23 protein-coding genes, 2 tRNA genes and 1 other annotated feature are annotated in these 25,289 nt (G+C 34.6%); of the genes, 20 read left to right on the top strand and 5 right to left on the bottom strand.

The features are described from left to right. Window positions 1-21 precede the first annotated feature (21 nt). Window positions 22-229, top strand: a binding site (T-box leader). Between the two features lie 50 nt (window positions 230-279). From serS to JJJ02_RS08020, 7 genes are all read left to right on the top strand, one after another. Next, window positions 280-1,551: a serine--tRNA ligase gene (gene serS, locus JJJ02_RS08050; protein WP_111716938.1), complete on the top strand. Its 1,272-nt coding sequence runs from the start codon at window positions 280-282 to the stop codon at window positions 1,549-1,551. Window positions 1,552-1,814: 263 nt separating this feature from the next. Further along, complete coding sequence (locus JJJ02_RS08045) at window positions 1,815-2,330, top strand: YceI family protein (RefSeq protein ID WP_240838323.1); 516 nt, start codon at window positions 1,815-1,817, stop codon at window positions 2,328-2,330. 139 nt (window positions 2,331-2,469) lie between these two features. Further along, entirely contained in the window at window positions 2,470-3,390 is a 921-nt protein-coding gene (locus JJJ02_RS08040) for a DUF2232 domain-containing protein (protein WP_111716936.1), read from the top strand. 24 nt (window positions 3,391-3,414) lie between these two features. Continuing rightward, window positions 3,415-5,382, top strand: a complete 1,968-nt coding sequence (locus JJJ02_RS08035) for a DHH family phosphoesterase (protein ID WP_111716934.1) — start codon at window positions 3,415-3,417, stop codon at window positions 5,380-5,382. Window positions 5,383-5,384: 2 nt separating this feature from the next. Further along, a complete protein-coding gene (gene rplI, locus JJJ02_RS08030) occupies window positions 5,385-5,831 on the top strand; it encodes a 50S ribosomal protein L9 (protein WP_111716932.1) in 447 nt (148 codons plus the stop codon). 18 nt (window positions 5,832-5,849) lie between these two features. Then, on the top strand, window positions 5,850-7,247 hold the full coding sequence (gene dnaB, locus JJJ02_RS08025) for a replicative DNA helicase (RefSeq protein WP_099581677.1): 1,398 nt from the start codon (window positions 5,850-5,852) through the stop codon (window positions 7,245-7,247). 319 nt (window positions 7,248-7,566) lie between these two features. Further along, window positions 7,567-8,862 (top strand): adenylosuccinate synthase, encoded by a 1,296-nt coding sequence (locus tag JJJ02_RS08020; RefSeq protein ID WP_099581679.1) that lies wholly within the window; start codon window positions 7,567-7,569, stop codon window positions 8,860-8,862. Between the two features lie 81 nt (window positions 8,863-8,943). On the opposite strand, the gene JJJ02_RS08015 is transcribed toward JJJ02_RS08020, so the two are convergent. After that, complete coding sequence (locus tag JJJ02_RS08015) at window positions 8,944-9,831, bottom strand: YitT family protein (RefSeq protein ID WP_240838285.1); 888 nt, start codon at window positions 9,829-9,831, stop codon at window positions 8,944-8,946. 130 nt (window positions 9,832-9,961) lie between these two features. On the opposite strand from JJJ02_RS08015, the gene JJJ02_RS08010 reads away from it, so the two are divergent. The 9 genes from JJJ02_RS08010 (at window position 9,962) to JJJ02_RS07970 (ending at window position 17,229) form a co-directional block, all read left to right on the top strand. Further along, window positions 9,962-10,036 (top strand) — tRNA-Glu (locus JJJ02_RS08010). A gap of 17 nt (window positions 10,037-10,053) precedes the next feature. After that, window positions 10,054-10,126, top strand: a tRNA-Asp gene (locus JJJ02_RS08005). 170 nt (window positions 10,127-10,296) lie between these two features. Continuing rightward, a complete protein-coding gene (yycF, locus tag JJJ02_RS08000) occupies window positions 10,297-10,998 on the top strand; it encodes a response regulator YycF (RefSeq protein WP_096077737.1) in 702 nt (233 codons plus the stop codon). 6 nt (window positions 10,999-11,004) lie between these two features. Continuing rightward, window positions 11,005-12,843 (top strand): cell wall metabolism sensor histidine kinase WalK, encoded by a 1,839-nt coding sequence (walK, locus tag JJJ02_RS07995; protein ID WP_111716928.1) that lies wholly within the window; start codon window positions 11,005-11,007, stop codon window positions 12,841-12,843. Continuing rightward, window positions 12,836-14,149 (top strand): YycH family regulatory protein, encoded by a 1,314-nt coding sequence (locus JJJ02_RS07990; protein WP_239242217.1) that lies wholly within the window; start codon window positions 12,836-12,838, stop codon window positions 14,147-14,149. The genes walK and JJJ02_RS07990 overlap by 8 nt, the downstream gene beginning before the upstream one ends. Next, on the top strand, window positions 14,149-14,940 hold the full coding sequence (locus JJJ02_RS07985) for a two-component system regulatory protein YycI (RefSeq protein ID WP_239242216.1): 792 nt from the start codon (window positions 14,149-14,151) through the stop codon (window positions 14,938-14,940). Before JJJ02_RS07990 ends, JJJ02_RS07985 begins: the two co-directional genes overlap by 1 nt. A gap of 17 nt (window positions 14,941-14,957) precedes the next feature. Continuing rightward, window positions 14,958-15,749, top strand: a complete 792-nt coding sequence (locus tag JJJ02_RS07980; RefSeq protein ID WP_205758311.1) for an MBL fold metallo-hydrolase — start codon at window positions 14,958-14,960, stop codon at window positions 15,747-15,749. A gap of 299 nt (window positions 15,750-16,048) precedes the next feature. Beyond that, window positions 16,049-16,528 (top strand): 23S rRNA (pseudouridine(1915)-N(3))-methyltransferase RlmH, encoded by a 480-nt coding sequence (rlmH, locus tag JJJ02_RS07975; RefSeq protein ID WP_239242215.1) that lies wholly within the window; start codon window positions 16,049-16,051, stop codon window positions 16,526-16,528. Window positions 16,529-16,743: 215 nt separating this feature from the next. Continuing rightward, on the top strand, window positions 16,744-17,229 hold the full coding sequence (locus JJJ02_RS07970) for a GNAT family N-acetyltransferase (protein ID WP_239242214.1): 486 nt from the start codon (window positions 16,744-16,746) through the stop codon (window positions 17,227-17,229). Window positions 17,230-17,618: 389 nt separating this feature from the next. Here JJJ02_RS07970 and JJJ02_RS07965 read toward each other — a convergent pair whose 3' ends face one another. From JJJ02_RS07965 to JJJ02_RS07955, 3 genes are all read right to left on the bottom strand, one after another. Next, window positions 17,619-18,236 (bottom strand): CadD family cadmium resistance transporter, encoded by a 618-nt coding sequence (locus tag JJJ02_RS07965; RefSeq protein ID WP_240838283.1) that lies wholly within the window; start codon window positions 18,234-18,236, stop codon window positions 17,619-17,621. Between the two features lie 79 nt (window positions 18,237-18,315). Continuing rightward, window positions 18,316-20,730 carry a heavy metal translocating P-type ATPase gene (locus tag JJJ02_RS07960; RefSeq protein WP_240838281.1) on the bottom strand — a complete coding sequence of 805 codons (2,415 nt, stop codon included), beginning with the start codon at window positions 20,728-20,730 and terminating at the stop codon, window positions 18,316-18,318. Next, window positions 20,723-21,088, bottom strand: a complete 366-nt coding sequence (locus JJJ02_RS07955; protein ID WP_240838273.1) for an ArsR/SmtB family transcription factor — start codon at window positions 21,086-21,088, stop codon at window positions 20,723-20,725. Before JJJ02_RS07955 ends, JJJ02_RS07960 begins: the two co-directional genes overlap by 8 nt. 271 nt (window positions 21,089-21,359) lie before the next feature. Here JJJ02_RS07955 and JJJ02_RS07950 point away from each other — a divergent pair, with 271 nt between their 5' ends. From JJJ02_RS07950 to JJJ02_RS07935, 4 genes are all read left to right on the top strand, one after another. Further along, window positions 21,360-21,866: a CueP family metal-binding protein gene (locus tag JJJ02_RS07950; RefSeq protein ID WP_240838271.1), complete on the top strand. Its 507-nt coding sequence runs from the start codon at window positions 21,360-21,362 to the stop codon at window positions 21,864-21,866. Between the two features lie 256 nt (window positions 21,867-22,122). Continuing rightward, window positions 22,123-24,171, top strand: a complete 2,049-nt coding sequence (locus JJJ02_RS07945) for a copper-translocating P-type ATPase (RefSeq protein ID WP_240838269.1) — start codon at window positions 22,123-22,125, stop codon at window positions 24,169-24,171. A 63-nt stretch (window positions 24,172-24,234) separates the two neighbouring features. Further along, complete coding sequence (locus JJJ02_RS07940) at window positions 24,235-24,711, top strand: CopY/TcrY family copper transport repressor (protein ID WP_396614733.1); 477 nt, start codon at window positions 24,235-24,237, stop codon at window positions 24,709-24,711. Window positions 24,712-24,848: 137 nt separating this feature from the next. After that, a complete protein-coding gene (locus tag JJJ02_RS07935) occupies window positions 24,849-24,968 on the top strand; it encodes a cation transporter (RefSeq protein ID WP_396614732.1) in 120 nt (39 codons plus the stop codon). A 92-nt stretch (window positions 24,969-25,060) separates the two neighbouring features. Here the strand turns inward: JJJ02_RS07935 and JJJ02_RS07930 are convergent. Further along, window positions 25,061-25,289 (bottom strand): IS3 family transposase (locus tag JJJ02_RS07930; RefSeq protein WP_240837646.1); only part of this gene is annotated, 229 nt, incomplete at its 5' end.

The raw sequence follows: 25,289 nt of genomic DNA, 5'->3' as shown, positions 1-25,289 counted from the left end.
ACTATATTATCAAATTAGATAATAAATTTGTCATTTGGGATAAGTAATGTTGAGGTAATTTTTAGAGACATAGCGGTTGGTGAAAGCTATGATACTACATACATGAAATTCTACCCATAATTAAAGTTTGGCAAACCGGTGATGAGCCGTTATGTAATGGAGAGAATAGTTGAGACGAAAGTTTTAACTATTAATTAGGGTGGCAACGCGTAAATACCACGTCCCTTTTTGGGATGTGGTATTTTTTGTACCCAAAAATAAAATTAGGAGGCAATCAACATGTTAGACATTAAATTATTTAGAAATGATGCTGAGTTTGTTAAGAAAAAATTAGAAATGCGTGGTATTGATACGTCAATCGTCGATGAAATTTTAAATTTAGATTCAAAAACACGTGAATTGACTGCACAGACTGAGGAGTTAAAAGCAAAACGTAATAAAGCAAGTGAAGAAATCGCACTTAAAAAACGTAATAAAGAAAATGCAGATGATGCAATCGAAGCAATGCGCGCAGTTGGTGATGAGATTAAAACGATCGATGCAGAATTAAATACAGTATCTACAGATTTACGTGATAAATTAGTACGTTTACCTAACTTGGTAAGTGATGAAACACCTTTCGGTAAAGATGAAGATGATAATGTAGAAGTACGTAAATGGGGTACACCACGTGAGTTTGATTTCGAAGCGAAAGCACACTGGGATATCGTTGAAGATTTAAAGATGGCTGATTTTGAACGTGCTGCTAAAGTATCTGGTGCACGATTTGCGTTCCTAACTAAAGATGGTGCGCGTCTAGAGCGTGCTTTAATGAACTTTATGCTGGATACTCATCGTGAAAATGGCTATCAGGAGATGGTGACACCGCAACTTGTAAATGCTGATTCTATGTTCGGTACGGGTCAATTACCGAAGTTTGAAGAAGACTTATTTAAAGTTGAAAAAGAAGGATTATATACTATCCCTACTTCAGAAGTGCCTTTAACAAACTTTTATCGCAATGAAATTATGACATCTGATATGTTACCGACTAAATTTACTGCGATGACAGCTTGTTTCCGTAGTGAAGCGGGATCAGCGGGTCGTGATACACGTGGTTTAATTCGTATGCACCAATTCAACAAAGTTGAGATGGTTCGTTTTGAAACACCTGAAAATTCATTTGCAGCATTAGAAGAGATGACACGTCATGCTGAAGCAATATTAGAAAAATTACAAATCCCTTATCGTACGATTAATTTATGTTCTGGTGATATTGGATTTGGAGCAGCAAAAACATATGATGTTGAAGTTTGGTTACCAAGCTATAACGCATATAAAGAAATTAGTTCTTGTTCAAATATGACTGATTTCCAGGCGAGACGTGCAAATATTCGTTTCAAACGTGATAAAGATGCGAAAGCTGAATTTGTGAATACATTAAACGGATCAGGTCTTGCTGTAGGTCGTACATTTGCAGCAGTTGTTGAAAACTATCAAAATGAAGATGGTTCAATTACTGTTCCGGAAGTACTTGTTCCTTACATGGGCGGACAAACAGTTATTAAATAATCTGGATAAAAAAATAAATTGTTTAAAATAATTTAGACAAGGTATCTGTAAAAGAGGTATCTTGTCTTTTTATTTTAAACATATGGTAATCAAAAAAATAAAAAAACAAAATAATATATTTTTTATACTTGAATATATTTAATATATCTGATATATTAAATATATAAGTTAGGAATAAGGAATGATTACATATGTTTAAAAAACTTTTTGGTAAAGACAAAGCAACAAAAACTAAAACAAATAACGAAAGAGGTAATTTAACAATGACAAACTTTACTTTAGACAAAACACACTCAGGAATTGACTTTTCGATTAAACACATGATGGTTTCAAAAGTTAAGGGAGAATTTACAGATTTCGATGCAACAGTTACTGGTGATATCAATGATTTATCTTCTTTAAATGTTAAAGCATCAGTTAAAGTTGATTCAATTGATACAAACAATGCTGATCGTGATGGTCATTTAAAATCTGGAGATTTCTTCAATGTAGAACAATACCCAGAAATCACTTTCGTATCTAAATCATTAACAAACAACACAATCACAGGTGACTTAACAATCAAAGATGTAACAAACGAAGAAACATTTGATTTAGAATTCAACGGAGTTCACAAAAACCCAATGACTGGTGGAGATGTGACTGGTTTAGTAGTATCAGGATCAATTAACCGTGAAAAATATGGTTTAACTTGGAACCAAGCGTTAGAAACTGGCGGCGTTATGGTTGGTAAAGACGTTAAATTTGAAGTTAGTGCGGAATTCTCAATCGAAGGTTAATTAATAATTTTTAGACTGCCTAATTATTAGGTAGTCTTTTTTTTTGTATTTTTAATAAAAATGTACATACATTGAGGTATTTTAAGTAAAGTTGTAAAATAGAATAGTTATAGAAATATTTTTTAGAAAGTGAGAATTTATGTTGAAGTTTGATTTAAGTAAGACAATTATCGTTACGATGATTATGATGATGGCAACGTTACTGATAAATTTCTTGCCATTTATGGCATTCATTATCGCTCCGTTTTTGCTTTTACCGACTGTATATTTGTTCTGCAGGTCGCGTAATAGTTTTTATATCATGAGCTTAATCGTAATACTTATTACTATTTTTATGTCGATATTTACGATGCAGGTCATAATGGGATCGATATTTGCTGGGTATATCATAGGTCAATTATTGATAGAACGTACATCAAAAGAACGCATGCTATATATCCTTACAGTTTTTTATAGTATATATACACTTGTATCGATTATCTTCCTTCAGGTAACTGACTATTTACCTAAAGTACAGACGTGGTTTAAGCCAACAATTGATATTTATAATGAATACTTGTCTAAAGGTGTTAAAGAAGGCACAATTCCTGCTTATCAGTTAGAAATGTTTAATACAAGTATGAATGAAGTGATTAAACAAGTGCCTGGAATTGTTATTTTAGCGCTATTTTTATTAGCCTTATTACAATTGGTGATAACTTTACCTGCATTACGCCAGTTTAAGATTGCAACACCTAACTTTAGACCGTTATCTACATGGCAGATGCCGAAAGTACTATTAATTATTTATTTATTTGTACTATTAGCGCATTTTGGAATATCAGAAACTGATTATGTTCCACTCGGAATCGTGATAAACTTAAGATATGTATTAGAGTGGATGTTATTCATTCAAGGATTATCTTTATACAGCTATTTTATAAAGATGAGAAAGATTCATCCGATTGTCAAAGCTTTTATATTCTTTATCGCGTTTTTATACGCGCCCATTACGCAACTTTTCGGAATTATTGATTTGATGGTAAACTTAAAGAAAAGAGTGCCGAAAAAGTTTAAGTAATAAATAATTTAATGAGGTGTCACAATGAATAGAAAGTACAATAAGCAAACATTAATTATGCCATTTATTGTTATGTGTCTCGCAGCTTTTATTGTCACAGGAATACTTTATACGGTACATCCTATGACAGCGATGGTTACATTCGGCATACTTTTTGTCATCACGTGCATCAGTCTTTTCTATTTAAGATATGGTATCAGACACAACGAATCTTATATTGCGAATTTATCAACATCTATTGATAAGGGAAAACGTTATGCAATTAGTGAATTACCCATCGGTGTCATTCTTTTAGATGAAAATGAGCATATTGAATGGCATAATCATTTTATTAATGAGAAGATTACTGCCCCTATTATTTCAGAATCTATTCATGATTTGTTTCCTAATTTGCTGAATCAACTTAAAAATACAGGCGTAAAAGAAGCTACTGCCAACTTTGAATCTTACAAATTTAAAGTAACATATGGTGAAAATTTAAATACTTTGTATTTCTTCGATATTACCGATAAAGTTGAAATAGAACAATTATATGATGAAGCTAAACCTATTATTGGAATATTGTTCCTGGATAACTTTGATGAAATTACACAAAACATGGCTGATGCACAACGTACGGAAATTAATAGTATGATGTCGACTGAAATTAATAAATGGGCTGAAGAAAATAACGTATACATTAAACGTTACCAATCAGATCAATATATGATGTTCTTTAATCAAAAGATCTTACATAAAATTGAAGAGACAAAATTTAATTTATTAGATAATATTCGTGATAAAAGTCGAGAAATCAAAACACATATCACTTTGAGTGTCGGTATTGGTGAAGGTTCTGAAAATTTACTGGATCTTGGTACTTTAGCTCAATCAAGTTTAGATTTAGCACTTGGCCGTGGCGGCGATCAGGTAGCGATTAAGAACATGAATGGAAACGTTCGATTCTATGGTGGTAAAACTGATCCTATGGAGAAACGTACACGCGTTAGAGCACGTGTTATCTCTCATGCACTCCGCGATATTTTAATCGAGGGTGAAAACGTCATTATTATGGGACATAAACGTCCTGATATGGATGCGATCGGTGCTGCAATTGGTGTTGCACGCTTTGCTAAGATGAACAATTTAAAGGCAAATATCATTTTAAATGATTATGATGTTGATGATACTTTATCCCGTGTTATGGCTGAAATTGCAGAAAAACCTGAGCTCGATGAAATATTTGTGTCTTCTGAAGAAGCATGGAATTTAATGACGAAGAAGACGACATTGGTTATCGTAGATACACATAAACCTGAAATGGTGATTGATGAAAGTATATTAAATAAAGCGTATCGTAAAGTGGTGATCGATCATCATCGTCGTGGTGAATCATTTATCGATAGTCCACTGCTTGTGTATATGGAACAATATGCAAGTTCTACAGCAGAGCTTGTAACTGAATTACTGGAATATCAACCGACAGAACATAAGTTGACGCGTTTAGAGGCAACGGTAATGCTTGCCGGTATTATTGTTGATACACGTAACTTTACGCTGCGTACAGGTTCCAGAACATTTGATGCAGCAAGTTTCTTAAGAAACCATGGTGCTGATACGATTCTTTGTCAGCATTTCTTAAAGGATGATATTGAAACGTATATTAAACGTTCAGAAATCATTCGTACCGTGCAGTTAGAAGATAACGGCATAGCAATTGCGCATGGCCCGGTAGGTGAGATCATTCATCCGGTTATTGTTGCACAAGCTGCTGACGAGCTTTTAGGTATCGAAGGTGTTGAAGCATCTTTTGTGGTGGCAGAGCGAAAAGAGAATGTCATCGGTATTTCTGCGAGATCGTTAGGAGAAATAAATGTTCAGCTTGTTATGGAAAGTATGGGTGGCGGTGGTCATTTATCAAATGCTGCAACACAACTTGAAAATGTCACGATCAATGAAGCAATTTTGCAATTACAACAAACTATAAATGAACAAAGTGAAGGAGAAGATTAGTTATGAAAGTTATATTTACGCAAGATGTTAAAGGAAAAGGTAAAAAAGGCGAAATTAAAGAAGTACCAGTAGGTTATGCAAATAACTTCTTATTAAAGAATAAATATGCTGTAGAAGCTACACCAGGAAACTTAAAGCAGTTAGAAGCACAAAAGAAACGTGTTGAGTTAGATAAGCAACATGAATTAGAAGAAGCGGAAAAACTAAAAGAGAAATTAGAATCACTGGAAGTAAAAGTAACAGCGAAATCAGGTGAAGGTGGCCGTTTATTTGGATCTGTAAGTTCTAAACAAGTAGCTGATGCTTTAAATAAGCAACACGGTATTAAACTTGATAAACGTAAAATGGACTTACATGATGGTATCAGAAGTCTAGGTTATACGAATGTACCGGTTAAATTACATAATAAAGTAAGTGGTACATTAAAAGTTCACGTTACAGCAGAATAAAATTTCGAGGAGGATAATATGTCAGATTATCTTGAAGGTAAGAAACTGCCTTTTAATTTAACAGCTGAGCAATCTGTATTAGGTGCTATCTTTATTGATAATGAAGTATTATCTTCTGTGCTTGAAACATTATTGCCGCTACATTTTTACAGACAAAGTCATCAGAATATATTCCAGGCAATGCTTACTTTATCTGAACAAAACGATGTTGTAGATATCATCACTGTTATGAATCAAATGACGCAGGACGGAACGCTTGAAGCGAGTGGCGGTGAACTTTATCTTATTGAATTGTCAGAGAAAGTTCCTACTGCTAGAAACGTTGATTTCTATGTGGATATTGTTTACCGTGATGCTGTAAAGCGTCGTTTAATTCATGTTGCTGATAGTATTATGGCAGACGGGTATAATGAGTCACTTGATTTGGAAACATTACTTGCAGATGCTGAAAAGCGTATAATGGAAGTATCAACCAATCGAGGCGCAGATGGATTTAAAGAAATTAAAGACGTGTTAACACAAGTCTTTAATAATGCGGAAGAACTTGATAATAATAAAGGGCAAACGCCAGGCATACCAACCGGATATCGTGACCTGGATCAGATGACTGCAGGTTTTAACCGTAATGATCTGATTATTATTGCTGCACGACCATCAGTTGGGAAGACAGCGTTCGCTTTAAATATTGCCACACAGGTGGCTACAAATGATCATCCGTATACGGTAGCGATATTTAGTCTTGAGATGGGTGCGGATCAACTTGCGACACGTATGATTTGTAGCACAGGGAATGTTGATTCAAATCGACTGCGTACTGGACAGATGGACGGAGAAGATTGGAATCGTTTCACAGTCGCTGTTGGTAAATTATCTCGAACAAATATTTTCATTGATGATACGCCAGGGATTCGTATTACAGATATCCGTTCAAAATGCAGACGACTTCATCAGGAACATGGACTGGATATGATATTGATTGACTATCTACAGTTGATTCAAGGGTCTGGAAGTCGCTCAAGTGAAAATAGACAACAAGAAGTCTCTGAAATTTCACGTATGTTAAAAGCATTAGCACGTGAATTAGAATGTCCTGTGATCGCTTTATCTCAGTTATCTCGTGGTGTAGAACAACGACAAGATAAGCGTCCGATGATGAGTGATATTCGTGAATCCGGATCGATTGAACAAGATGCGGATATTGTTGCCTTCTTGTATCGTGATGATTATTATAACCGTGGACAAGGCGAAGATGGCGAAGAAGTGGAAGTTGATGCAGGTGCACAAGATGAGAATGGGGAGATAGAAATTATTATCGCGAAGCAGCGTAACGGTCCTACAGGGACTGTTAAACTGCACTTCTTGAAACAATATAACAAATTTACTGATATTGATTATGCACATGCGGATATGATGTAAAAAAACTATAAAACACGTACTTTAAATCAAAGGATATATTTAAAGTACGTGTTTTTGTTTGTATTTTACAAATAAATTTCATGAATGTTTGTACTTATTATATTGATTTTTGAATAAAAATATTAAATTTCAAAACGAAAAAACAGTATAAATCAAATGCAATAAAGAAAAATATTCATTTATACATTCCTAAATACTTAAAATCTTAATTCATGAGGAAAAATTATGTATAATTATTAATGTTCGGTTTTTGGTTGATTTTTCAGCTATATACTGATAGAATGGCTAAGGTTAGTCAAGAAAATTTGGAGGTGCACGCATGTCATCAATCGTAGTTGTTGGGACGCAGTGGGGAGACGAAGGTAAAGGTAAAATCACAGATTTTTTAGCTGAACAGGCAAATGTGATTGCTCGTTTTTCAGGTGGTAATAATGCAGGTCATACTATTAAATTCGGTGGAGAAACGTATAAATTACACTTAGTACCATCAGGAATTTTCTATTCAGATAAATTATCAGTAATCGGTAATGGCGTTGTTGTAGATCCGGTTGCTTTATTAAAAGAATTAGATGCATTAAATGAACGTGGTATAAGTACAGATAACTTACGTATCTCAAATCGTGCCCAAGTTATTTTACCGTACCATTTAAAACAAGATGAATTAGAAGAAGAAAAGCGTGGCGACAATAAAATCGGTACAACGAAAAAAGGTATTGGACCGGCATATGTTGATAAAGTACAACGTATCGGGATTCGTATGGCTGATTTATTGGACGAAGAAACATTTAGAGCAAAGTTAGAAGAAAACTTAAACGCTAAAAATGAATTATTCGAAAAAATGTTCAATGCTGAAGGATTCACTTTTGATGAAATCTTTGAACCTTACTTTGCTGCAGGACAACGATTGAAACAATACACAGTGGACACTGCAAAAGTATTAGATGACGCTTTCGAAGCAGAAGAAAAAGTATTGTTTGAAGGTGCACAAGGTGTGATGCTTGATATCGATCATGGTACGTATCCATTTGTTACATCAAGTAACCCGATTGCAGGTAACGTAACAGTTGGTACTGGTGTAGGACCAACTTTTGTTGATAAAGTTGTAGGCGTATGTAAAGCTTATACATCACGTGTAGGAGATGGGCCATTCCCAACTGAACTATTCGATGAAGATGGGCACCATATCCGTGAAGTAGGTCGTGAATACGGTACAACAACAGGACGTCCACGCCGAGTAGGTTGGTTTGATTCAGTTGTATTACGTCATTCACGTCGTGCGAGTGGTATTACAGATTTATCAATTAACTCTATTGATGTATTAACAGGTTTAGAAACTGTTAAAATCTGTACGGCATACGAATTAGATGGTGAAATTATTACTGAATACCCTGCTAACTTAAATGCATTAAATCGTTGTAAGCCAGTATTTGAAGAGTTACCTGGATGGACTGAAGATGTTACTGGTGTTAAGACGATGGAAGAATTACCAGATAATGCACGTCGTTATTTAGAGCGTATTTCTGAATTATGTAATGTTAAGATTTCTATCTTCTCAGTAGGACCAGATAGAACGCAAACAAACTTACTTGAAGATTTATGGCAAACTGATAAATAAGCTTTAGATAAATGATTAATGTAAAAATAGCAATAAAGGAATCTATTAGAATAGACTACTTTATTGCTATTTTTGTATGTTTTAATGAATATCTCTCTTTTTGAATCTTCCGCCTTTAACTTCCGATACGTTGCCGATTGCAACAAATGCACTTTCATCATAATGATTAACGATGTCTTTTAATTTAAATTCTTCTAGACGAGTAATGACACAGAAGATAACTTTCTTATCTTCACCAGTATAAGCACCTTCTCCAGTTAAATATGTAACACCACGACCTAAACGGTCATTAATAGCATCACCAATTTCTTCGTGCTGATCACTTATAATCCAGACAGATTTAGATTCATCTAAACCTTGCTGGACGATATCAATCGTTTTAAAAGCAATAAAATAGGCGATTACTGAATACATTGCTGATTCCCATGTAAAGATGAATCCGGCAGCAACATAGATGAAGAAATTAATAACCATAACGATTTCTCCGACTGAAAACGGAGATTTATTACTAATAAGAATGGCAAGAATTTCAGTGCCATCTAATGAACCACCATAACGAATGACGAGTCCAACACCAAGGCCAAGAATCACCCCACCAAAGATAGTAACTAGAAATTTCTCATCCGCAAAAGGAGGAACGGGATGTAATAGAGCTGTACCAATTGATAAAATAGTAATGGCATATAAAGTTGATAGAGCAAATGTTTTACCGATTTGTTTATATCCTAGGTAAAAGAATGGGATATTTATTAAAAAGATAAATAATCCAAGAGGTAGTTCAAGTAAATGTGAAGCCATAATTGAAATACCTACAATACCTCCATCGAGTAATTTGTTAGGTACTAAAAAGAGTTCGAGTGCCACTGCCATGAGAATTGCACCTAAAGTAATGAAAGAAAAACGCTTAATCTTTTCTTTTAAAGGCAGCTTTTTGTGTTGTTTTACCACTTTTTCCAAGGGTATCGACATAACATGCTCCTTTCTTTAATAATTCAGAGTATATATATCAATTATACTAAATTTTTTAATATTTTTTAAAAATAATGCTTGATAAATGTAAATTCAACATGCTATAATCAATCTTGTGCTATTAATTAATGGCCCCTTGGTCAAGCGGTTAAGACACCGCCCTTTCACGGCGGTAACACGGGTTCGAATCCCGTAGGGGTCACCATTTAATTTAATACATTAGGTCCCGTGGTGTAGCGGTTAACATGCCTGCCTGTCACGCAGGAGATCGCGGGTTCGATTCCCGTCGGGACCGCTAATTAGTAAGGCAATCGCCTTACTCATTCATATTTAGAAGTTAGACTTTTGTCTAGCTTCTTTTTTTATGTGGAAGGTATAAAATGCGACCTTATAGAAAAAAGTACAAAACAGTGGTAAATTATAGAGTAGGATATTATTGAATTTTACCAGAGAAGAGGGACGCCAATGTCGAGAAAAATCGTTGTTGTAGATGATGAAAAACCGATTGCAGATATATTAGAATTTAACTTGAAAAAAGAAGGCTATGAAGTACATGTTGCTTATGACGGTGATGATGCTGTAGATCTTATCTATGATGTGCAACCAGATATCGTATTGTTAGATATCATGTTACCTGGTCGTGATGGTATGGAAGTATGTCGTGAGGTGCGTAAGAAATATGATATGCCGATTATTATGTTAACAGCTAAAGACTCTGAAATTGATAAAGTATTAGGCTTAGAGTTAGGCGCTGACGATTATGTTACGAAACCATTCTCAACACGCGAATTGATTGCCCGTGTTAAAGCGAATTTACGTCGTCATTACACACAGGCACAAACTGAAGAAAAAGAAGAGTCGACAGATATCGTTATTAAAGATATTATCGTTTATCCTGAAGCATATTCTATTAAAAAGCGTGGTGTAGATATCGAACTTACGCATCGTGAGTTTGAGCTATTCCATTACTTAGCAAAACATATCGGGCAGGTAATGACGCGTGAACACTTACTGCAAACAGTATGGGGTTATGATTATTTTGGAGATGTGCGTACAGTGGACGTTACTATCCGTAGATTACGTGAAAAAATTGAAGATGATGCAAGCCATCCGGAATATATCGTAACACGTCGTGGTGTAGGATACTTCTTACAAACGCAGGAGTAGTGCAGAATGAAAACGTTATATAAAAAGCTTCAATCTTTGCACATTAAACTCGTTGTAATCTATGTATTACTTATTATTATCGGTATGCAGATTATTGGGTTATATTTTACGAATAACTTAGAAAAAGAGTTAACGAAAAACTTTGAAACAAATATTAACCAGCAAATAAAATCAATCAATTATGATATAAGAAATATATATAAAGAAAATAAAAAAACACCGAATAGAATACAACGAGAGATTCAAAAGACTGTTGATGAATATGCATTGCGTACAGAAATCGATACAATCCGTTATGTTGATAATTCAGAAGTTATTTTAGCGACAAGTAGCGATTCAAACCGTGAGAGTATTAATCAAAAGATTAATGATAGCCAGATTAAAATGTCTCTTTCTTTAGGTAAAACAAATGATCGTGTAAAACTGCGTGATGATCCCGGTGGTAAAGTACGTGTCTGGATTAAAAATTTCCCGATCAAAGATAACAATAAAATTTTAGGTGTTATCCATGTCGAGGAGTCCATTGAACCGGTTTACGCACAACTTATGAAGATTAACAGTATCTTTATTATCGGTACAGGATTGTCTTTATTAATAACAATCATATTAGGATTCTTTATTGCCCGCACTATTACGAAACCAATTTCAGATATGCGTAATCAGGCATTAGAAATGTCAAAGGGTAATTATACAAATCGTGTTAAAGTTTATGGAAATGATGAAATCGGTGAACTTGCTTTAACATTTAATAACTTATCGAAACGTGTGCAGGAAGCACAAGCGAACACTGAAAGTGAGAAACGTCGTCTTGATTCTGTAATTACACACATGTCTGATGGTGTTATTGCGACGGATAGACGTGGACGTGTACGTATTGTAAATGAAATGGCATTAAAGATGCTCGATATGAATAAAGATGAAGTAGAAGGTCGTCACGTATTAGATATTTTAAATATTGAAGAGCATTATTCGTTAGATGAATTACAAGATATCGCTGGTGGTATTGTTATTGACCTTAATGAGAAAGAGCAGTTAATTGTGCGTGCTTCATTTTCTACAATTATTCAGGATACAGGATTTATTACGGGTTACATTGCCGTATTACATGATGTTACTGAACAACACCACGTTGAGAATGAACGTCGTGAATTCGTAGCCAATGTTTCACATGAATTGCGTACGCCGCTAACTTCTATGCGCAGTTATATAGAAGCTTTAGAAGAAGGTGCATGGAAAGACGATGATTTAGCACCCCAATTCTTAAGCGTTACACGAGAAGAGACTGATCGTATGATTCGTCTTGTAAATGACTTACTGCAATTGTCTAAGATGGATAACACAGATGATCATCTTAATAAAGAACTGATTGATTTCAATATGTTCATTCATAAAATTATTAATCGTTTTGAAATGTCTGAAGGTAAAAATGCTACGCTTATTCGTGATATTCCGAAGACGGGTATATTCGTTGAGATTGATCCGGATAAGATGACACAAGTATTTGATAACGTGATTACGAATGCATTGAAATATTCAAAAGGTAAAAAGAAAGTTGAATTCCACGTGAAACAAAATACTTTATTTAATCGTATGACCATTCAAATTAAAGATAATGGTATTGGAATTCCATTGAATAAAGTAGATAAAATCTTTGATCGTTTCTTCCGAGTAGATAAAGCAAGAACGAGAAAAATGGGTGGAACAGGTTTAGGACTAGCCATTAGTAAAGAAATCATTGAAGCACATAATGGACGTATTTGGGCAAATAGTAAAGAAGGATTCGGTACATCAGTTTATATTACACTTCCGTGTGAAGTATTAGATGACGGTGATTGGGATGTTTAAGAGTATCTTAAAAGGGATTATTCTGTTAACACTCGTGATATCTAGTATAGTGTTGACCTATAAAATATGGAACTTTAGACCGAACCTTGCAAATATCGAAACGTCTATTACTAAAACAAATACAGCACTTAGTCCAAAAAATGTAGATGATATCAACAGTATCTTTCTACCCTATCAAGTCGTTGTATATTCAGATAATAATATACATGGCACAACAGATAAGGATATGTTACTTGAATTTGTTAAACGCATTTCAAGTTTAAAAGTTTCTGACATTAGTGATAAAAATCAAGGTATTTCATATATGTCTAAATCTTTAAAAGATAAATTTGTTATTTTAGATTATGCTGGTGAATTACCTGTTGCCATGTATTTAACAGATATATTAGAAGATACAGTAAAAGGTGATAGTAATGCGCAATTTAAACGCATTATTATTGATAGTCATAAACAACAAAATATCATTCTTTACATGATGACAAATGATAATCGTATGTTAGAAATTGAAACAAATGGTTCTAGTAAAGCATTTAACACATTAGTAAAATCATCTCGTAAATCGATGGAGAGTTATACAGGTGTTATTACAAATGAAAGAACAACTGATGAATTAACAAGTTTATATGTACCGGAAAAGCCGAAACAAACGCAAGCATACAGCTACCTGGCAGATAATATTAATGTAGATGACATTAACAAAGCGGTACTCGGCGATAAAAATAGTATTATTGAACGTTCGGACAACAATCGTTCTAAAACTTACAATTCAAACACAGGTATTGTAAAGATGACGAATAATGAAAACTATAAATTTAATAATTTATCAGAAGTCGATCATGGGAAACCAAATCCGATGAATAACTTGATTAATTCATTTAATTTTATTAGTGAACATCGCGGATTTACGGATGACTATCGTTATTTTGGCGTAAGGCATGCGGATAGTGCAATTAAATATCAAATGTTCTTCAAAGGATACCCGGTATTCAATCGTCGTGATTTATCTGAAATAGATATTATTTGGGGAGACGATAACATTTATGAATATAAACGTGGACTGTATACAACAAGCGTAGCAGTACCAGCAAAGCAAAAAGTTAAACAACTCCCGACAGCTGAAGAAGTACGTTTTGCATTAGCATCGAATAAACATTATCAATTTGAACGTGTATCGAACATGATGATTGGTTATAATATGGAACGCTCAGATGAAGAAACCATTCAATCAACGTTATCATTTAAACCTGCATGGTTTATTAAATATAATGATGAATGGAAAGAGTATGATAATGGGAGGCTGAAATAATGGATTGGAAACATGCCACATCGTTATTTATCTTTGTATTCCTGATTATCAATATTGCTCTAGGCTTTATCTATCATGAGAAAGTTCAACGCGCAAATATTGTTGAAGATGCTAAATCAGAACGTATTGATTTTGATAAAGAAGGTATCAAGTTACCAGAACTACCTTCTGCTAAGCATGTGATGATGAATATTATGTCTGCAAAGAGTGCTGGATTTACAGAAAACTCAGCTGACTTTGATAAAAAAAGCGATGAATTAAAAACAGTCGTAACTAGTGAAGTCAAACCTAAAATTAAATTATCTAAAATCGAAGAAAGAGCGATAATTAGTGGCTTAAAAGAGTATATCAATATTGAAATAGATAAAGGAAAAGAATATACACTTAGTGGCATAGATAGAAAAAAACATATTCTTTACTTTGATCAAGTATATGGGAAGTACCCGATTCTAAATAATGATAAAGCACAGCTCGCATTTCGATATAATGATAATAATGAAGTGACATCTTATAAACAAACCTATCTTAAAGATATACAAGAAGGATTAGGAAAGAATAACGAAAAGAAAAAAGTGATTCCAGCGAAAGAAGCGATTGAAGTATTGTACTATCAAACAGCTTTAGAACGTGGCGATACAGTGACATCAGTGAGACTTGGATACTATTCAATCGTGCGAGAAGTACGTGGACAAGTGTTAAAACCAACATGGCAAATTGCAGTGTTAAAAGCAGATGGCACTTCAAATACGTATTATGTAGATGCTGTGAATCCAGAGCAACCAATTTTGTAAATTAAGTGAGTGATTTTATGATTAATATGTCAGTACTAGCAAGTGGTAGTACAGGAAATGCAGTGTACGTTGAAAGTGAGAAAGGATCACTACTCGTCGATGCAGGACTTACAGGCAAGAAAATGGAAGGTTTGTTTGAACAAATCGACCGTAAAATAGAAGATTTAAATGGCATACTTGTGACGCATGAACATATCGATCATATTAAAGGATTAGGTGTGTTAGCAAGAAAGTATAAGTTACCGATATATGCGAACGAGAAAACGTGGGAACGCATTAATCGTGCGGATGGAAAAATACCCGATGAGCAGAAATTCATTTTTAATCCATATGAAATTAAGACATTAGCAGGAATGGATATTGAATCATTTAATGTTTCGCATGATGCGGTAGATCCACAGTTCTATATCTTCAATAATAACTATAAAAAGTTAACGGTGATTACAGACACAGGATACGTATCAGACCGCATGAAAGGTATGATACATGGATCAGACTGTTTCGTATTTGAAAGTAACCATGATGTAGATATGCTACGCATGGGACGCTATCCATGGAGTACGAAACAACGTATATTAAGTGATATGGGACATGTATCCAATGAAGATGCGGCGTATGCGATGAGAGATGTGATTACAGGAAGTACGAAACGTATCTATCTATCGCATCTATCACAAGATAACAATATGAAAGACTTAGCGCGTATGAGTGTTGAGCAGGTGCTGAATAAACATGATATCGATACAGTGAATGAAGTGATGATACATGATACAGATAAAGCAGTACCGACGAAAATATATGAAATTTAGTGGTAATATATCAAACTAAATAAAAATATCGAGTAAATAAATTATTAACAAGTGGATAAGTCAGGTTATTCACGGAAAAATGTGTATAACTAGGGATAACTTTGTGGATAAGTACCGATTTATACACAATGTATAAAGATGTCCGGTAAAATGGGCATCTTTTTTTATTTTTATACAGAGTAAAATGTTACATTTGCTATTATTAATGATGAAAATATGATTATAATAGGATTGTGAAATGTGTATATGTGAGTAACCTGTGGATAAGTAGGATAACTTTGTAAAGGAAATGAATAAAAATGAAAATAACGATAATAACTGTGGGTAAATTGAAAGAAAAGTACTGGAAGATGGCAGTGGATGAATATGTGAAGCGACTTGGTGCATATACGAAAATGGAATTGATTGAAGTGGCGGATGAGAAAGATTCGGATAATATGAGTGAGAAAGATATTGAGATTGCGAAGAAGAAAGAAGCGGATAGAATACTATCTAAAGTGAAAGATGACAGCTTCGTGTATACGCTGGAGATACTAGGTAAACAACTGGATTCTGTGCAATTATCAAAAGATATTGAACAAAAGATGAATACCGGTAAAAGTCATCTGACCTTTATCATCGGTGGATCAAACGGCCTGCATCAATCCGTTATGGACCGCTCAAACTACGCCCTATCATTCAGTAAAATGACCTTCCCACATCAAATGATGAAAGTGATACTGCTTGAGCAAGTGTATCGAGGGTTTAGGATTATTAGGGGAGAAGCTTATCACAAATGATGCGGTTATTTTCTAGTTGATTCTTTTATAATATGTCCAATTAAGTGTAGACGATTCAAACCATGGGCATCACAAAAGATATCAAACTTATTAATGTACAAATAATACTGAACAATTTCCAATTCATTTAATCCCCAACTTTCTATAATATTTAATATGTATTATAATCGTAATATGTAAATAATATACCATAGTATACATAGGAGTGGAATTATATGGAATACAGAAATATGTTGCCGTTTGAAACTATGCAATTAATAGATTTTACATACCATGCCTTGTATGTTGCACCAGATGAAAAACCATTTGAAAGAGATATACTATATACTCCAGAAATTAATAAATATTATGCTAATTTTGATGTTGAACGCGAGTTATGTATTGTAGCTGAAGATAACTTTAAACTCGTTGGTGCAATTTGGGGCAGAGTTTGGGACAGAGATGTTAAAGGCTATGGATATTATGACTCTCATTATGTTGAATTAACAATGTCTATCATCCCACAATATCGTGGTCAAAGTATTGGAACACATTTACTCCATAAGTTTATAGAAGAAATGCGTAAAACAAGCTATAAAGGCATTTCGCTCAGTGTAAGCTATGGTAATTTCGCAAAAGAATTATATGAGAAAGTTGGATTTAAAGTTGTTGAAGAACGTGATACGGATATATTGATGGTGTTAGAATTGAATAATGACTAAAAGAAACGATACATCCCTAAGACGGCATGTATCGTTTTAGTTTTTTTAAAATTTAATAATCTCTTATATTTATCTATTTAATTATACCTACATAATATATTAAACAACATTTTTTTGTATAGAAATCCCAAAAAACCCCACATAATATCTAAATATTTGCTATATTTGTGTAAAGGATAATATAGAGGTGGAAAATATATGGCAACTATCGGATTTGAAGAAAAGTTATGGCAAGCTGCAGATAAATTATGAAAAAAATGGTTTAAATCAATGTTCTTACTTTAAGTACATGTGTTTAACGTAAATGATAATTGGTTAAATATAAAAAGGTTATCCCAATCAATAGGATAACCTCTTTATACTTTACTTTATGGTTTGGATTCGCCACTTCAAAGAAGAAATGAAATCAGAGCAATGAATGTTCCATTTTCAAACAATATATAAATACCTAGCCCAATGAATACAATTGGTACAATCCAACGTTCATATTTCTCAATTGTTTCCGATATAAAATCGAAGGAAGCTAGACGGTAACTGACATAGCACAAAACTCCAACCATAATTAGAAAGACAATAGTGACAATAAAGATTTCAGACATACTTAAGGTCGTGAAGTACGGTATATAAATGGAAAAGTCATCCGCACTGGAAGCCAATACGATGAAAGTCATCGTCAAAAATAACTGATTAAATTTTCCAGAGGAGAATAAGGATAAAATGCTACTTTCATCTTCATCCTCTTCTCCTTTAATCCATATTTTCACGCCTAGGTAAAGTGGTAAAAGTCCAAGTAGTCCGATAACCCATTGCTGAGGAATTAAATTTACAACCCCCTGTGCAACTAAAAGACTTGCTCCTATCACAATTGCAGTCCCTATATATTGTCCTATCCAAATATGTTTTACCTGACCTTTTTTTATTTGCGAAAACAAAAGAATTAATATGACGAGATAATCAATTCCTGTTGCTACATATACCGCAGTAGCCGTCAGTATCGTCGCGATCATTTTATCATCTCCAATATTTTAGGGATAGGACTTTTCTTCAAAATGAAAAGTCCTTCCGTAAATTGCACACATATAGTACCTATTTATCCTTCACTCTCATCAGTCGCAAACTATTTAATGCTACCAAAATAGTGGCTCCCATATCGGAAAGAATCGCAATCCAAAGGGTTAGCCAGCCTGGAATAACCAATAGTAAGGCAATTATCTTAATTCCGATGGCAAACGTGATGTTCGCTTTGATGATATTTAGCGTTTTCCTGCTAAGTCTTACTGCAAATGGAAGCTTACTTAAATCATCTCCCATTAATGCAATATCAGCTGTCTCGATGGCAGTATCTGTTCCAGCACCGCCCATTGCAATGCCAACAGTGGATGCAGCAAGTGCAGGAGCATCATTGACGCCATCGCCAATCATAGCTACATTACCATGCTCGGCTTTCATTTTTTTAATATAGTCCAACTTATCCTGTGGCATCAATTCGGACTGAATATCAGAAACGCCTACATGAGCACCGATTGCTTCTGCGGTACCTTGATTATCACCTGTCAGCATAATTGTTTGCTTGATTCCTAACTGATGAAGTTTTTGAATCACATTTTTACTTGTTTCGCGGACCTCATCTGCTACAGCAATCACGCCGAGGATTGTTTGGTCCGTTCCAATAATCATGGCTGTTTTCCCTTGGTTTTGTAAAGCTTTCACTTTATTTTCAAACTCAAGGCTAAAATCGGAAACATTTAATTCTTTAAAAAGTCTTGGACTGCCAATGTAATAGGTTGTTCCATCTATATTCCCTTGAATGCCCCGACCTGTAATAGAAGTGAAGTCCTCCACTCTAACATCGGAATAAGTAATATTATCTTGCTCTGCTTTCTTCATTATTGCTGAAGCAAGTGGATGTTGTGATCGATATTCTAAAGCTGTAATAATGGAAAACAGCTCTTTTTCTTCCACTTGATCATTTAACACTTTAAAATCTGTTACCACTGGTACACCTTTTGTCAGTGTTCCTGTTTTATCAAATGCGATTGCCTTAATGGCTCCTAATTCCTCTAGATAGACACCGCCTTTAATCAACACACCTTTTTTAGCTGCATTTCCAATTGCCGAGACAATCGAGATTGGAGTAGAAATAACTAATGCACACGGACATCCAACTACAAGTACCGCTAATCCTTGATAAACCCAAGTATCCCAACTTCCACCAAAGAATAAAGGTGGAACGACTGCAACGAGCGCCGCAATAACCATAATGATCGGCGTATAATATTTCGCAAATTTATCTACGAATGCTTGCGCTGGAGCGCGCTCCCCTTGTGCTTCCTCAACCAGATGAATAATCTTGGAGATGGTTGTATCCTCTACGTATTTGGTGATTTTTACTTCAAGTAGTCCCTCTTCGTTAAGCGTACCTGCAAATACTTCATCATCTACCGTTTTGGCAACAGGGACAGATTCTCCTGTTATAGCAGCCTGGTTGACAGCCGACACCCCATTTATAATGATCCCATCCATGGCAATTTTCTCCCCTGGTTTGACGATCATAATATCACCCACGGCGATATCGTCCACATAGATCATTATTTCCTGACCATTCCGCCTAACAAGTGCTTCTTTTGGGGCAATATCCATCAATGAACGAATGGACTGTCTTGCTCTATCCATAGAAAAACGTTCAAGTGCTTCACTGATTGCAAAGAGAATGACAACAATGGATGCCTCTGCCCATTCACCAATGATGGCAGCTCCAATAACTGCAACGGTCATCAGGGTTTTCATGTCGAAATCAAAGCGTATCAAATTTTGAAAACCAACTTTAAATAGTGAATATCCGCCAATTACAATCGAACTTACAAATAACATGGAAGTTACAAGGTTATCTTCTCCATTTACAAATTGAGAAAGGTAACCAAAAGCAATCAGTAATGTGGCAAACAGCAATGTACTGTGTTTTTTATAAAACGGTATTTTCTCTGCTTTAGGAGCCTTAGTGTCTTCTTTGACCGCTTGTATCGATGGATTCGCCAGTTTTTCAGGAATTACCTTAAGATTCTCGAAAGCACCTGCTTTTTCAAGCTCTTCAACCGATGCATTTCCATATACATCAATTTTGGAAGCGCCAAAGTTCACTTTTGCATCCTGAACTCCAGCTAGTTGTTTTACATTTTTTTCAAACTTCCCAGCACAGTTTGCGCAAGAAAATCCCTCCACACGGTAAACATTTTTATCTTCTGTTACCACTGGTTCGACCCGTCTTCTAGCCTTCTCAGGTGCCACTTTAAGATTCTCGAAAGCACCAGCCTTTTCCAGATCTTCAACGGTTGCACTGCCAAAGACATCAATTTTGGAAGCTCCGAAATTGACTTTAGCATCATGCACCCCTGGTAGTTCTTTTACATTTTTTTCAAACTTCCCAGCACAATTCGCACACGAGAAACCCTCCACACGGTAAACCTGTTTACCTTCTGTTAATGTTTTTGTTGAACTATCCAATACTAGCAACCTCCCTTTGATGCAAGAAAGCTTTTTCTACAAGCTCTTTAACATGCTCATCATCTAGTGAATAATAGACTAATTTTCCTTCTTTACGGTATGTTGCTATACCTAAATTTTTCAACAATCTTAAATGATGGGATGCCGTAGCCGTTGAAGATTCAATGATATTCGCTACATCACAAACACATAACTCTCCCTCTAAAGATAAAACATAAGCAATTTTAACCCTTGTATCATCTGACAGAGTCTTAAAAACTTTCGCTACATCCATAGGATTCTGTTTAGCAAGGTCTTTTTTAGCCCTGTTTACCTTATCTTCGTGAATACAGGTAACTTCACACATATCTTTTGTCATAATTATCCTCCTTATTCAAATGACTGTTTGTTTGATGATTATAATATATCCCACCATAAACAAATAGTCAAATGATTGTTTGAATGATATATGATTAATATTAAAAAGGATTGGTTTCTAATGTTAGAAACCAATCCTTTCGGAGATTTTCAAGGCTTCTAATTATGAATACATTAAATGACTTGTTTATATAACTTTCATAGAAATGACATATTATTATAAAATTTGTTTAAAAATTATTGTTAAAATTAAATATCAAGGAGGAATCTGAATGAAAAAATATTTAATGCCAGTTTTGATGGGCGTAATATTTATTTTAACAGGTTGTAGTGATGACTCAGCATCGAACGAATCAAATATTAAAGAAATGGTTTCGGAATTAAGCGCTAGTAATATTGTAGAATCAGCATCTATAAATGATAAAACACTTATTGTTAAAGATAATGGAGATGAGAATGTCTATAATTTGCCAGACGATGAATTTTTTGTATCTATTGCACCATACATCTCAAATACACATCCTTGTGAATTTCATAGCTTAACAGGTTGTCAGGGAGAGCTGATAAATGAAGAGATGGATGTAAAAATTACAGATGAAGATGGAGAAGTTCATGTTGATGAGAAGTTGACTACCCTTAAGAATGGTTTTTTGGATTTTTGGCTGCCAAGAGATAAAAATTACTCTTTAGAAATTAATTATGATGGAAAAAAAGTTGAATCTAATTTTTCAACTTTTGAGAATGACAGCACCTGTCTGACAGATTTACAGCTTAAATAATATTATTGAATGCAGATTACCCAATGCTATTTAGTGTTGTGTAATCTGCATTTTAAGTTCAATGTTAAATCACAGAGTAGCAGTTAATTTATTTTTACTTAGTTTTTAAATACATGTAGTGGATAGTTTCTGCACATATATTTTTTATAATAAACTTAGTAAATTAACAGCTTGACAAATAACGATTACAAATGTAAACTTAAGTTAATAAATCGATTACAGTTGTAATCTTATTGTGATATAGGAGGGGAAAGAAATGAATAAAGAAGGTAATCATAATCATGCTGAGCATGAAGAAAATCATCATAACCATGAGGAGAACCATGAATCCCATAATCATAACGGTCACGATCATCATGCACATATGGAGACAGATTTTCGAAATAAATTCTTCATTATACTGGTATTCACAATTCCAATTGTACTTCTATCTCCGATGATTCAAAATTTCATAGGTGTGGATTGGCAATTTACTGGAGATAGTTATATTGTGGCAGCGTTGGCCACGTTCGTTTATTTCTACGGGGGTTGGCCATTCATTAAGGGCGCTTACGATGAATTGAAAAGCAAAGAACCAGCCATGATGACATTAATAGCAATGGCGATTTCTGTCGCTTACTTCTATAGTATGGCAGTTGTTTTTGGATTCGATGGGGAAGAAATGTTCTGGGAGTTGGCAACTCTTGTATTAATCATGCTTCTGGGACATTGGATTGAAATGCGATCTATTAACAATGCTTCCAAGGCCCTGGAATCCCTCGCATCATTAATGCCTGATACGGCAAACCGTATCACTGAAAATGGTGAAACAGAAGAAGTTCAGATTGATGATATTAAAGCGGGTGATTTACTATTGGTAAAACCCGGGGAAAAAATGCCGCTGGATGGTAAAATCGTTAAAGGAAAGTCGCAAGTTGATGAATCAATGTTAACGGGTGAATCTGTTCCAGTTGAAAAATCCGTTGATGACGAGGTCATTGGAGGTTCAATAAACAGAGAAGGTTCTCTCACTATTGAAGTAGAGAAACTGATGAATGAATCTTATCTGACACAAGTTATAGATATGGTTAGAGAATCACAACGTACTAAATCGAAAACTCAGGATGTAACTAATAAAGCAGCTAAATGGTTATTCTATATCGCTTTAGCTGCCGGTATTATCACATTTATCGCTTGGATAAGTATTGGAGCAACTATAGATACTGCTATCATAAGATTGGTAACAGTTTTGGTTATTGCTTGTCCTCATGCTTTAGGTCTGGCAGCACCTTTGGTTATTTCAGTATCTACATCACTTGCTGCAAAGCACGGTTTGTTAATTCGAAAACGTCCACAGTTTGAAAAGGCTCGTAAAATTAACGCTGTAATCTTCGATAAGACGGGTACTTTGACTGAGGGTAAATTTGGTGTTACAGATATACAGACTTTCAATAATATTGACGAAAATATCCTTTTAAGTTATGCAGCAACAATAGAAAATGACTCGGAACACCCTATTGCGAGAGGTATACTCAATGAAGCCAAGTTAAAAGAACTTGAATTGCTTGAAATGTCAAATTTCAATTCAATTACTGGTGTAGGAATTGAAGGAACGATTGATGATAAACAAGTCAAAGTAGTGAGTCCGGGATATGTACGTAAACAAAAAATAGATTTTGACGATAAGAACTTTAATAAATGGTCAGAACAAGGTAAGACGGTAGTTTTTATTTTGGTAAACGAAGAATTAGCAGGTGCCATTGCACTGGCAGATAAGATTAAGGAAAGTTCTAAGCAGACAATAGAACAGCTGCATAAGAGAAATATTAAAGCAATAATGTTGACCGGAGATAACCAAAAAGTCGCAAATTATGTCGCAGAACAAATTGGGATTGATGAAGTCTATGCTGAAGTAATGCCCAATGAGAAAGCAGATAAAGTGGCAGAAATCCAAGAACGTGGTTTGGTTGTTGCAATGACAGGTGACGGAATCAATGACGCACCGGCATTGACTAAAGCAGATGTTGGTATCGCAGTGGGTGCAGGCACAGATATCGCGATGGATAGTGCAGACATCGTTCTCGTTGACAGTAATCCGAAAGATATTCTTGCAATATTCAGCCTGTCCAAAAGAACATATAATAAATTGGTACAGAATCTGATCTGGGCAACCGGATATAACGTGATTGCCCTCCCATTGGCAGCAGGAGTGCTGGCGCCTTGGGGGATAATACTCAGTCCGGCTGTAGGTGCGATTTTGATGAGTCTCAGTACAATCATCGTTGCAATCAATGCGCAGTTACTTCATAGATTTGAAGTAGAATAAAATAAATGCCGACAAATCCTTACTTAAGGATAGTCGGTATTTTAATTCTTTAATGTATGAAATATGAAAGACATCTTAAAAATACTTGAAAAATTTAGAGGTGAAAATATGACCAAAGCAATTGATTTAAATATCACAGATTCCGAATGGGAAGTGATGCGGGTCGTTTGGGCACAAAACAAAACTACGAGTAAAGATATTAGAGATACTATAGAAAATAAAAAGAATTGGAAACCGGCCACGACCAAAACACTTATTGGCAGACTTGTTGATAAAGGTGTATTAAACACAGAAAAGGACGGCAATAAATACATTTATTCAACTGATTTAAAGGAAAGTGATTTTATTAAAAGTACGCTTGAACAAACTTTCAATAATATATGTAGTAAAGACGTTGGAAAAATAATTGCAGATTTAATTTCAAAATCAACATTAAGTTTTAGAGACATAGAAGAATTAGAAGAAGTATTAGAAATGAAGAAAAAGAATGCAGTTGACGAAGTGCAATGTAATTGTGTTCCAGGTCAATGTAACTGTTAATCAGCAGTAGATACAATGAATTAAGTAAGATAATTGATTGGTTAAATAAAAAAATAGAGAAAATATAAAATACCTGCCTGGGGTATGATGAAATTATTGTATAGCGTAATCTAATTAAATTTTAAGGAGGAATTTATATGTCAAAAGTAACACTTAATGTAGAAGGAATGTCATGTGGGGCTTGCGTTAATAAAGTTGAGGGAAGTGTCAGTCAATTAAATGGCGTTGAATCAGTCAAAGCTCAAATTCCTGATTGATTCTATATAATAATTGAAGAAAGAGACCAAGATAAAAAATCCGGCAAATCTTAATTCAAGATTGTAGTGAACCCAAAAAGTTGAACTTTTTATTAAGCTACTTTCATTAAAGCAAGATTTCTGTATTCTACAGGAGTCTTGCTTTTTAATTTTCTCTTCTTTCTGACGAAATTATAATATTCCATATAATCATTAATTTCCTCTTCTAACTCATCATACGAATCAAATGATTCACCATAAAACATTTCTTGTTTCAATATTCCAAAGAAATTCTCCATTGGAGAATTATCTAGACAATTACCTTTTCTAGACATGCTTTGA

Origin of the sequence: Macrococcus sp. PK (assembly GCF_022501545.1) — a bacterium.
GTDB classification, from domain to species: Bacteria; Bacillota; Bacilli; order Staphylococcales; family Staphylococcaceae; genus Macrococcoides; species Macrococcoides epidermidis.
The sequence above is the reverse complement of the archived record's forward strand: the minus strand, read 5'-3'. Positions and strand labels throughout refer to the sequence as shown.

Coding starts and splice junctions, on each gene's coding strand:
- rplI (WP_111716932.1), top strand. CDS start 5,385: ATGAAAGTTATATTTACGCAAGATGTTAAAGGAAAAGGTAAAAAAGGC.
- JJJ02_RS07950 (WP_240838271.1), top strand. CDS start 21,360: ATGAAAAAATATTTAATGCCAGTTTTGATGGGCGTAATATTTATTTTA.
- dnaB (WP_099581677.1), top strand. CDS start 5,850: ATGTCAGATTATCTTGAAGGTAAGAAACTGCCTTTTAATTTAACAGCT.
- JJJ02_RS07940 (WP_396614733.1), top strand. CDS start 24,235: ATGAAAGACATCTTAAAAATACTTGAAAAATTTAGAGGTGAAAATATG.
- JJJ02_RS07985 (WP_239242216.1), top strand. CDS start 14,149: ATGGATTGGAAACATGCCACATCGTTATTTATCTTTGTATTCCTGATT.
- yycF (WP_096077737.1), top strand. CDS start 10,297: ATGTCGAGAAAAATCGTTGTTGTAGATGATGAAAAACCGATTGCAGAT.
- serS (WP_111716938.1), top strand. CDS start 280: ATGTTAGACATTAAATTATTTAGAAATGATGCTGAGTTTGTTAAGAAA.
- JJJ02_RS08020 (WP_099581679.1), top strand. CDS start 7,567: ATGTCATCAATCGTAGTTGTTGGGACGCAGTGGGGAGACGAAGGTAAA.
- JJJ02_RS07980 (WP_205758311.1), top strand. CDS start 14,958: ATGATTAATATGTCAGTACTAGCAAGTGGTAGTACAGGAAATGCAGTG.
- JJJ02_RS07965 (WP_240838283.1), bottom strand. CDS start 18,236: ATGATCGCGACGATACTGACGGCTACTGCGGTATATGTAGCAACAGGA.
- JJJ02_RS08040 (WP_111716936.1), top strand. CDS start 2,470: ATGTTGAAGTTTGATTTAAGTAAGACAATTATCGTTACGATGATTATG.
- JJJ02_RS08035 (WP_111716934.1), top strand. CDS start 3,415: ATGAATAGAAAGTACAATAAGCAAACATTAATTATGCCATTTATTGTT.
- walK (WP_111716928.1), top strand. CDS start 11,005: ATGAAAACGTTATATAAAAAGCTTCAATCTTTGCACATTAAACTCGTT.
- JJJ02_RS07970 (WP_239242214.1), top strand. CDS start 16,744: ATGGAATACAGAAATATGTTGCCGTTTGAAACTATGCAATTAATAGAT.
- JJJ02_RS07990 (WP_239242217.1), top strand. CDS start 12,836: ATGTTTAAGAGTATCTTAAAAGGGATTATTCTGTTAACACTCGTGATA.
- JJJ02_RS07945 (WP_240838269.1), top strand. CDS start 22,123: ATGAATAAAGAAGGTAATCATAATCATGCTGAGCATGAAGAAAATCAT.
- JJJ02_RS07935 (WP_396614732.1), top strand. CDS start 24,849: ATGTCAAAAGTAACACTTAATGTAGAAGGAATGTCATGTGGGGCTTGC.
- rlmH (WP_239242215.1), top strand. CDS start 16,049: ATGAAAATAACGATAATAACTGTGGGTAAATTGAAAGAAAAGTACTGG.
- JJJ02_RS08015 (WP_240838285.1), bottom strand. CDS start 9,831: ATGTCGATACCCTTGGAAAAAGTGGTAAAACAACACAAAAAGCTGCCT.
- JJJ02_RS08045 (WP_240838323.1), top strand. CDS start 1,815: ATGACAAACTTTACTTTAGACAAAACACACTCAGGAATTGACTTTTCG.
- JJJ02_RS07955 (WP_240838273.1), bottom strand. CDS start 21,088: ATGACAAAAGATATGTGTGAAGTTACCTGTATTCACGAAGATAAGGTA.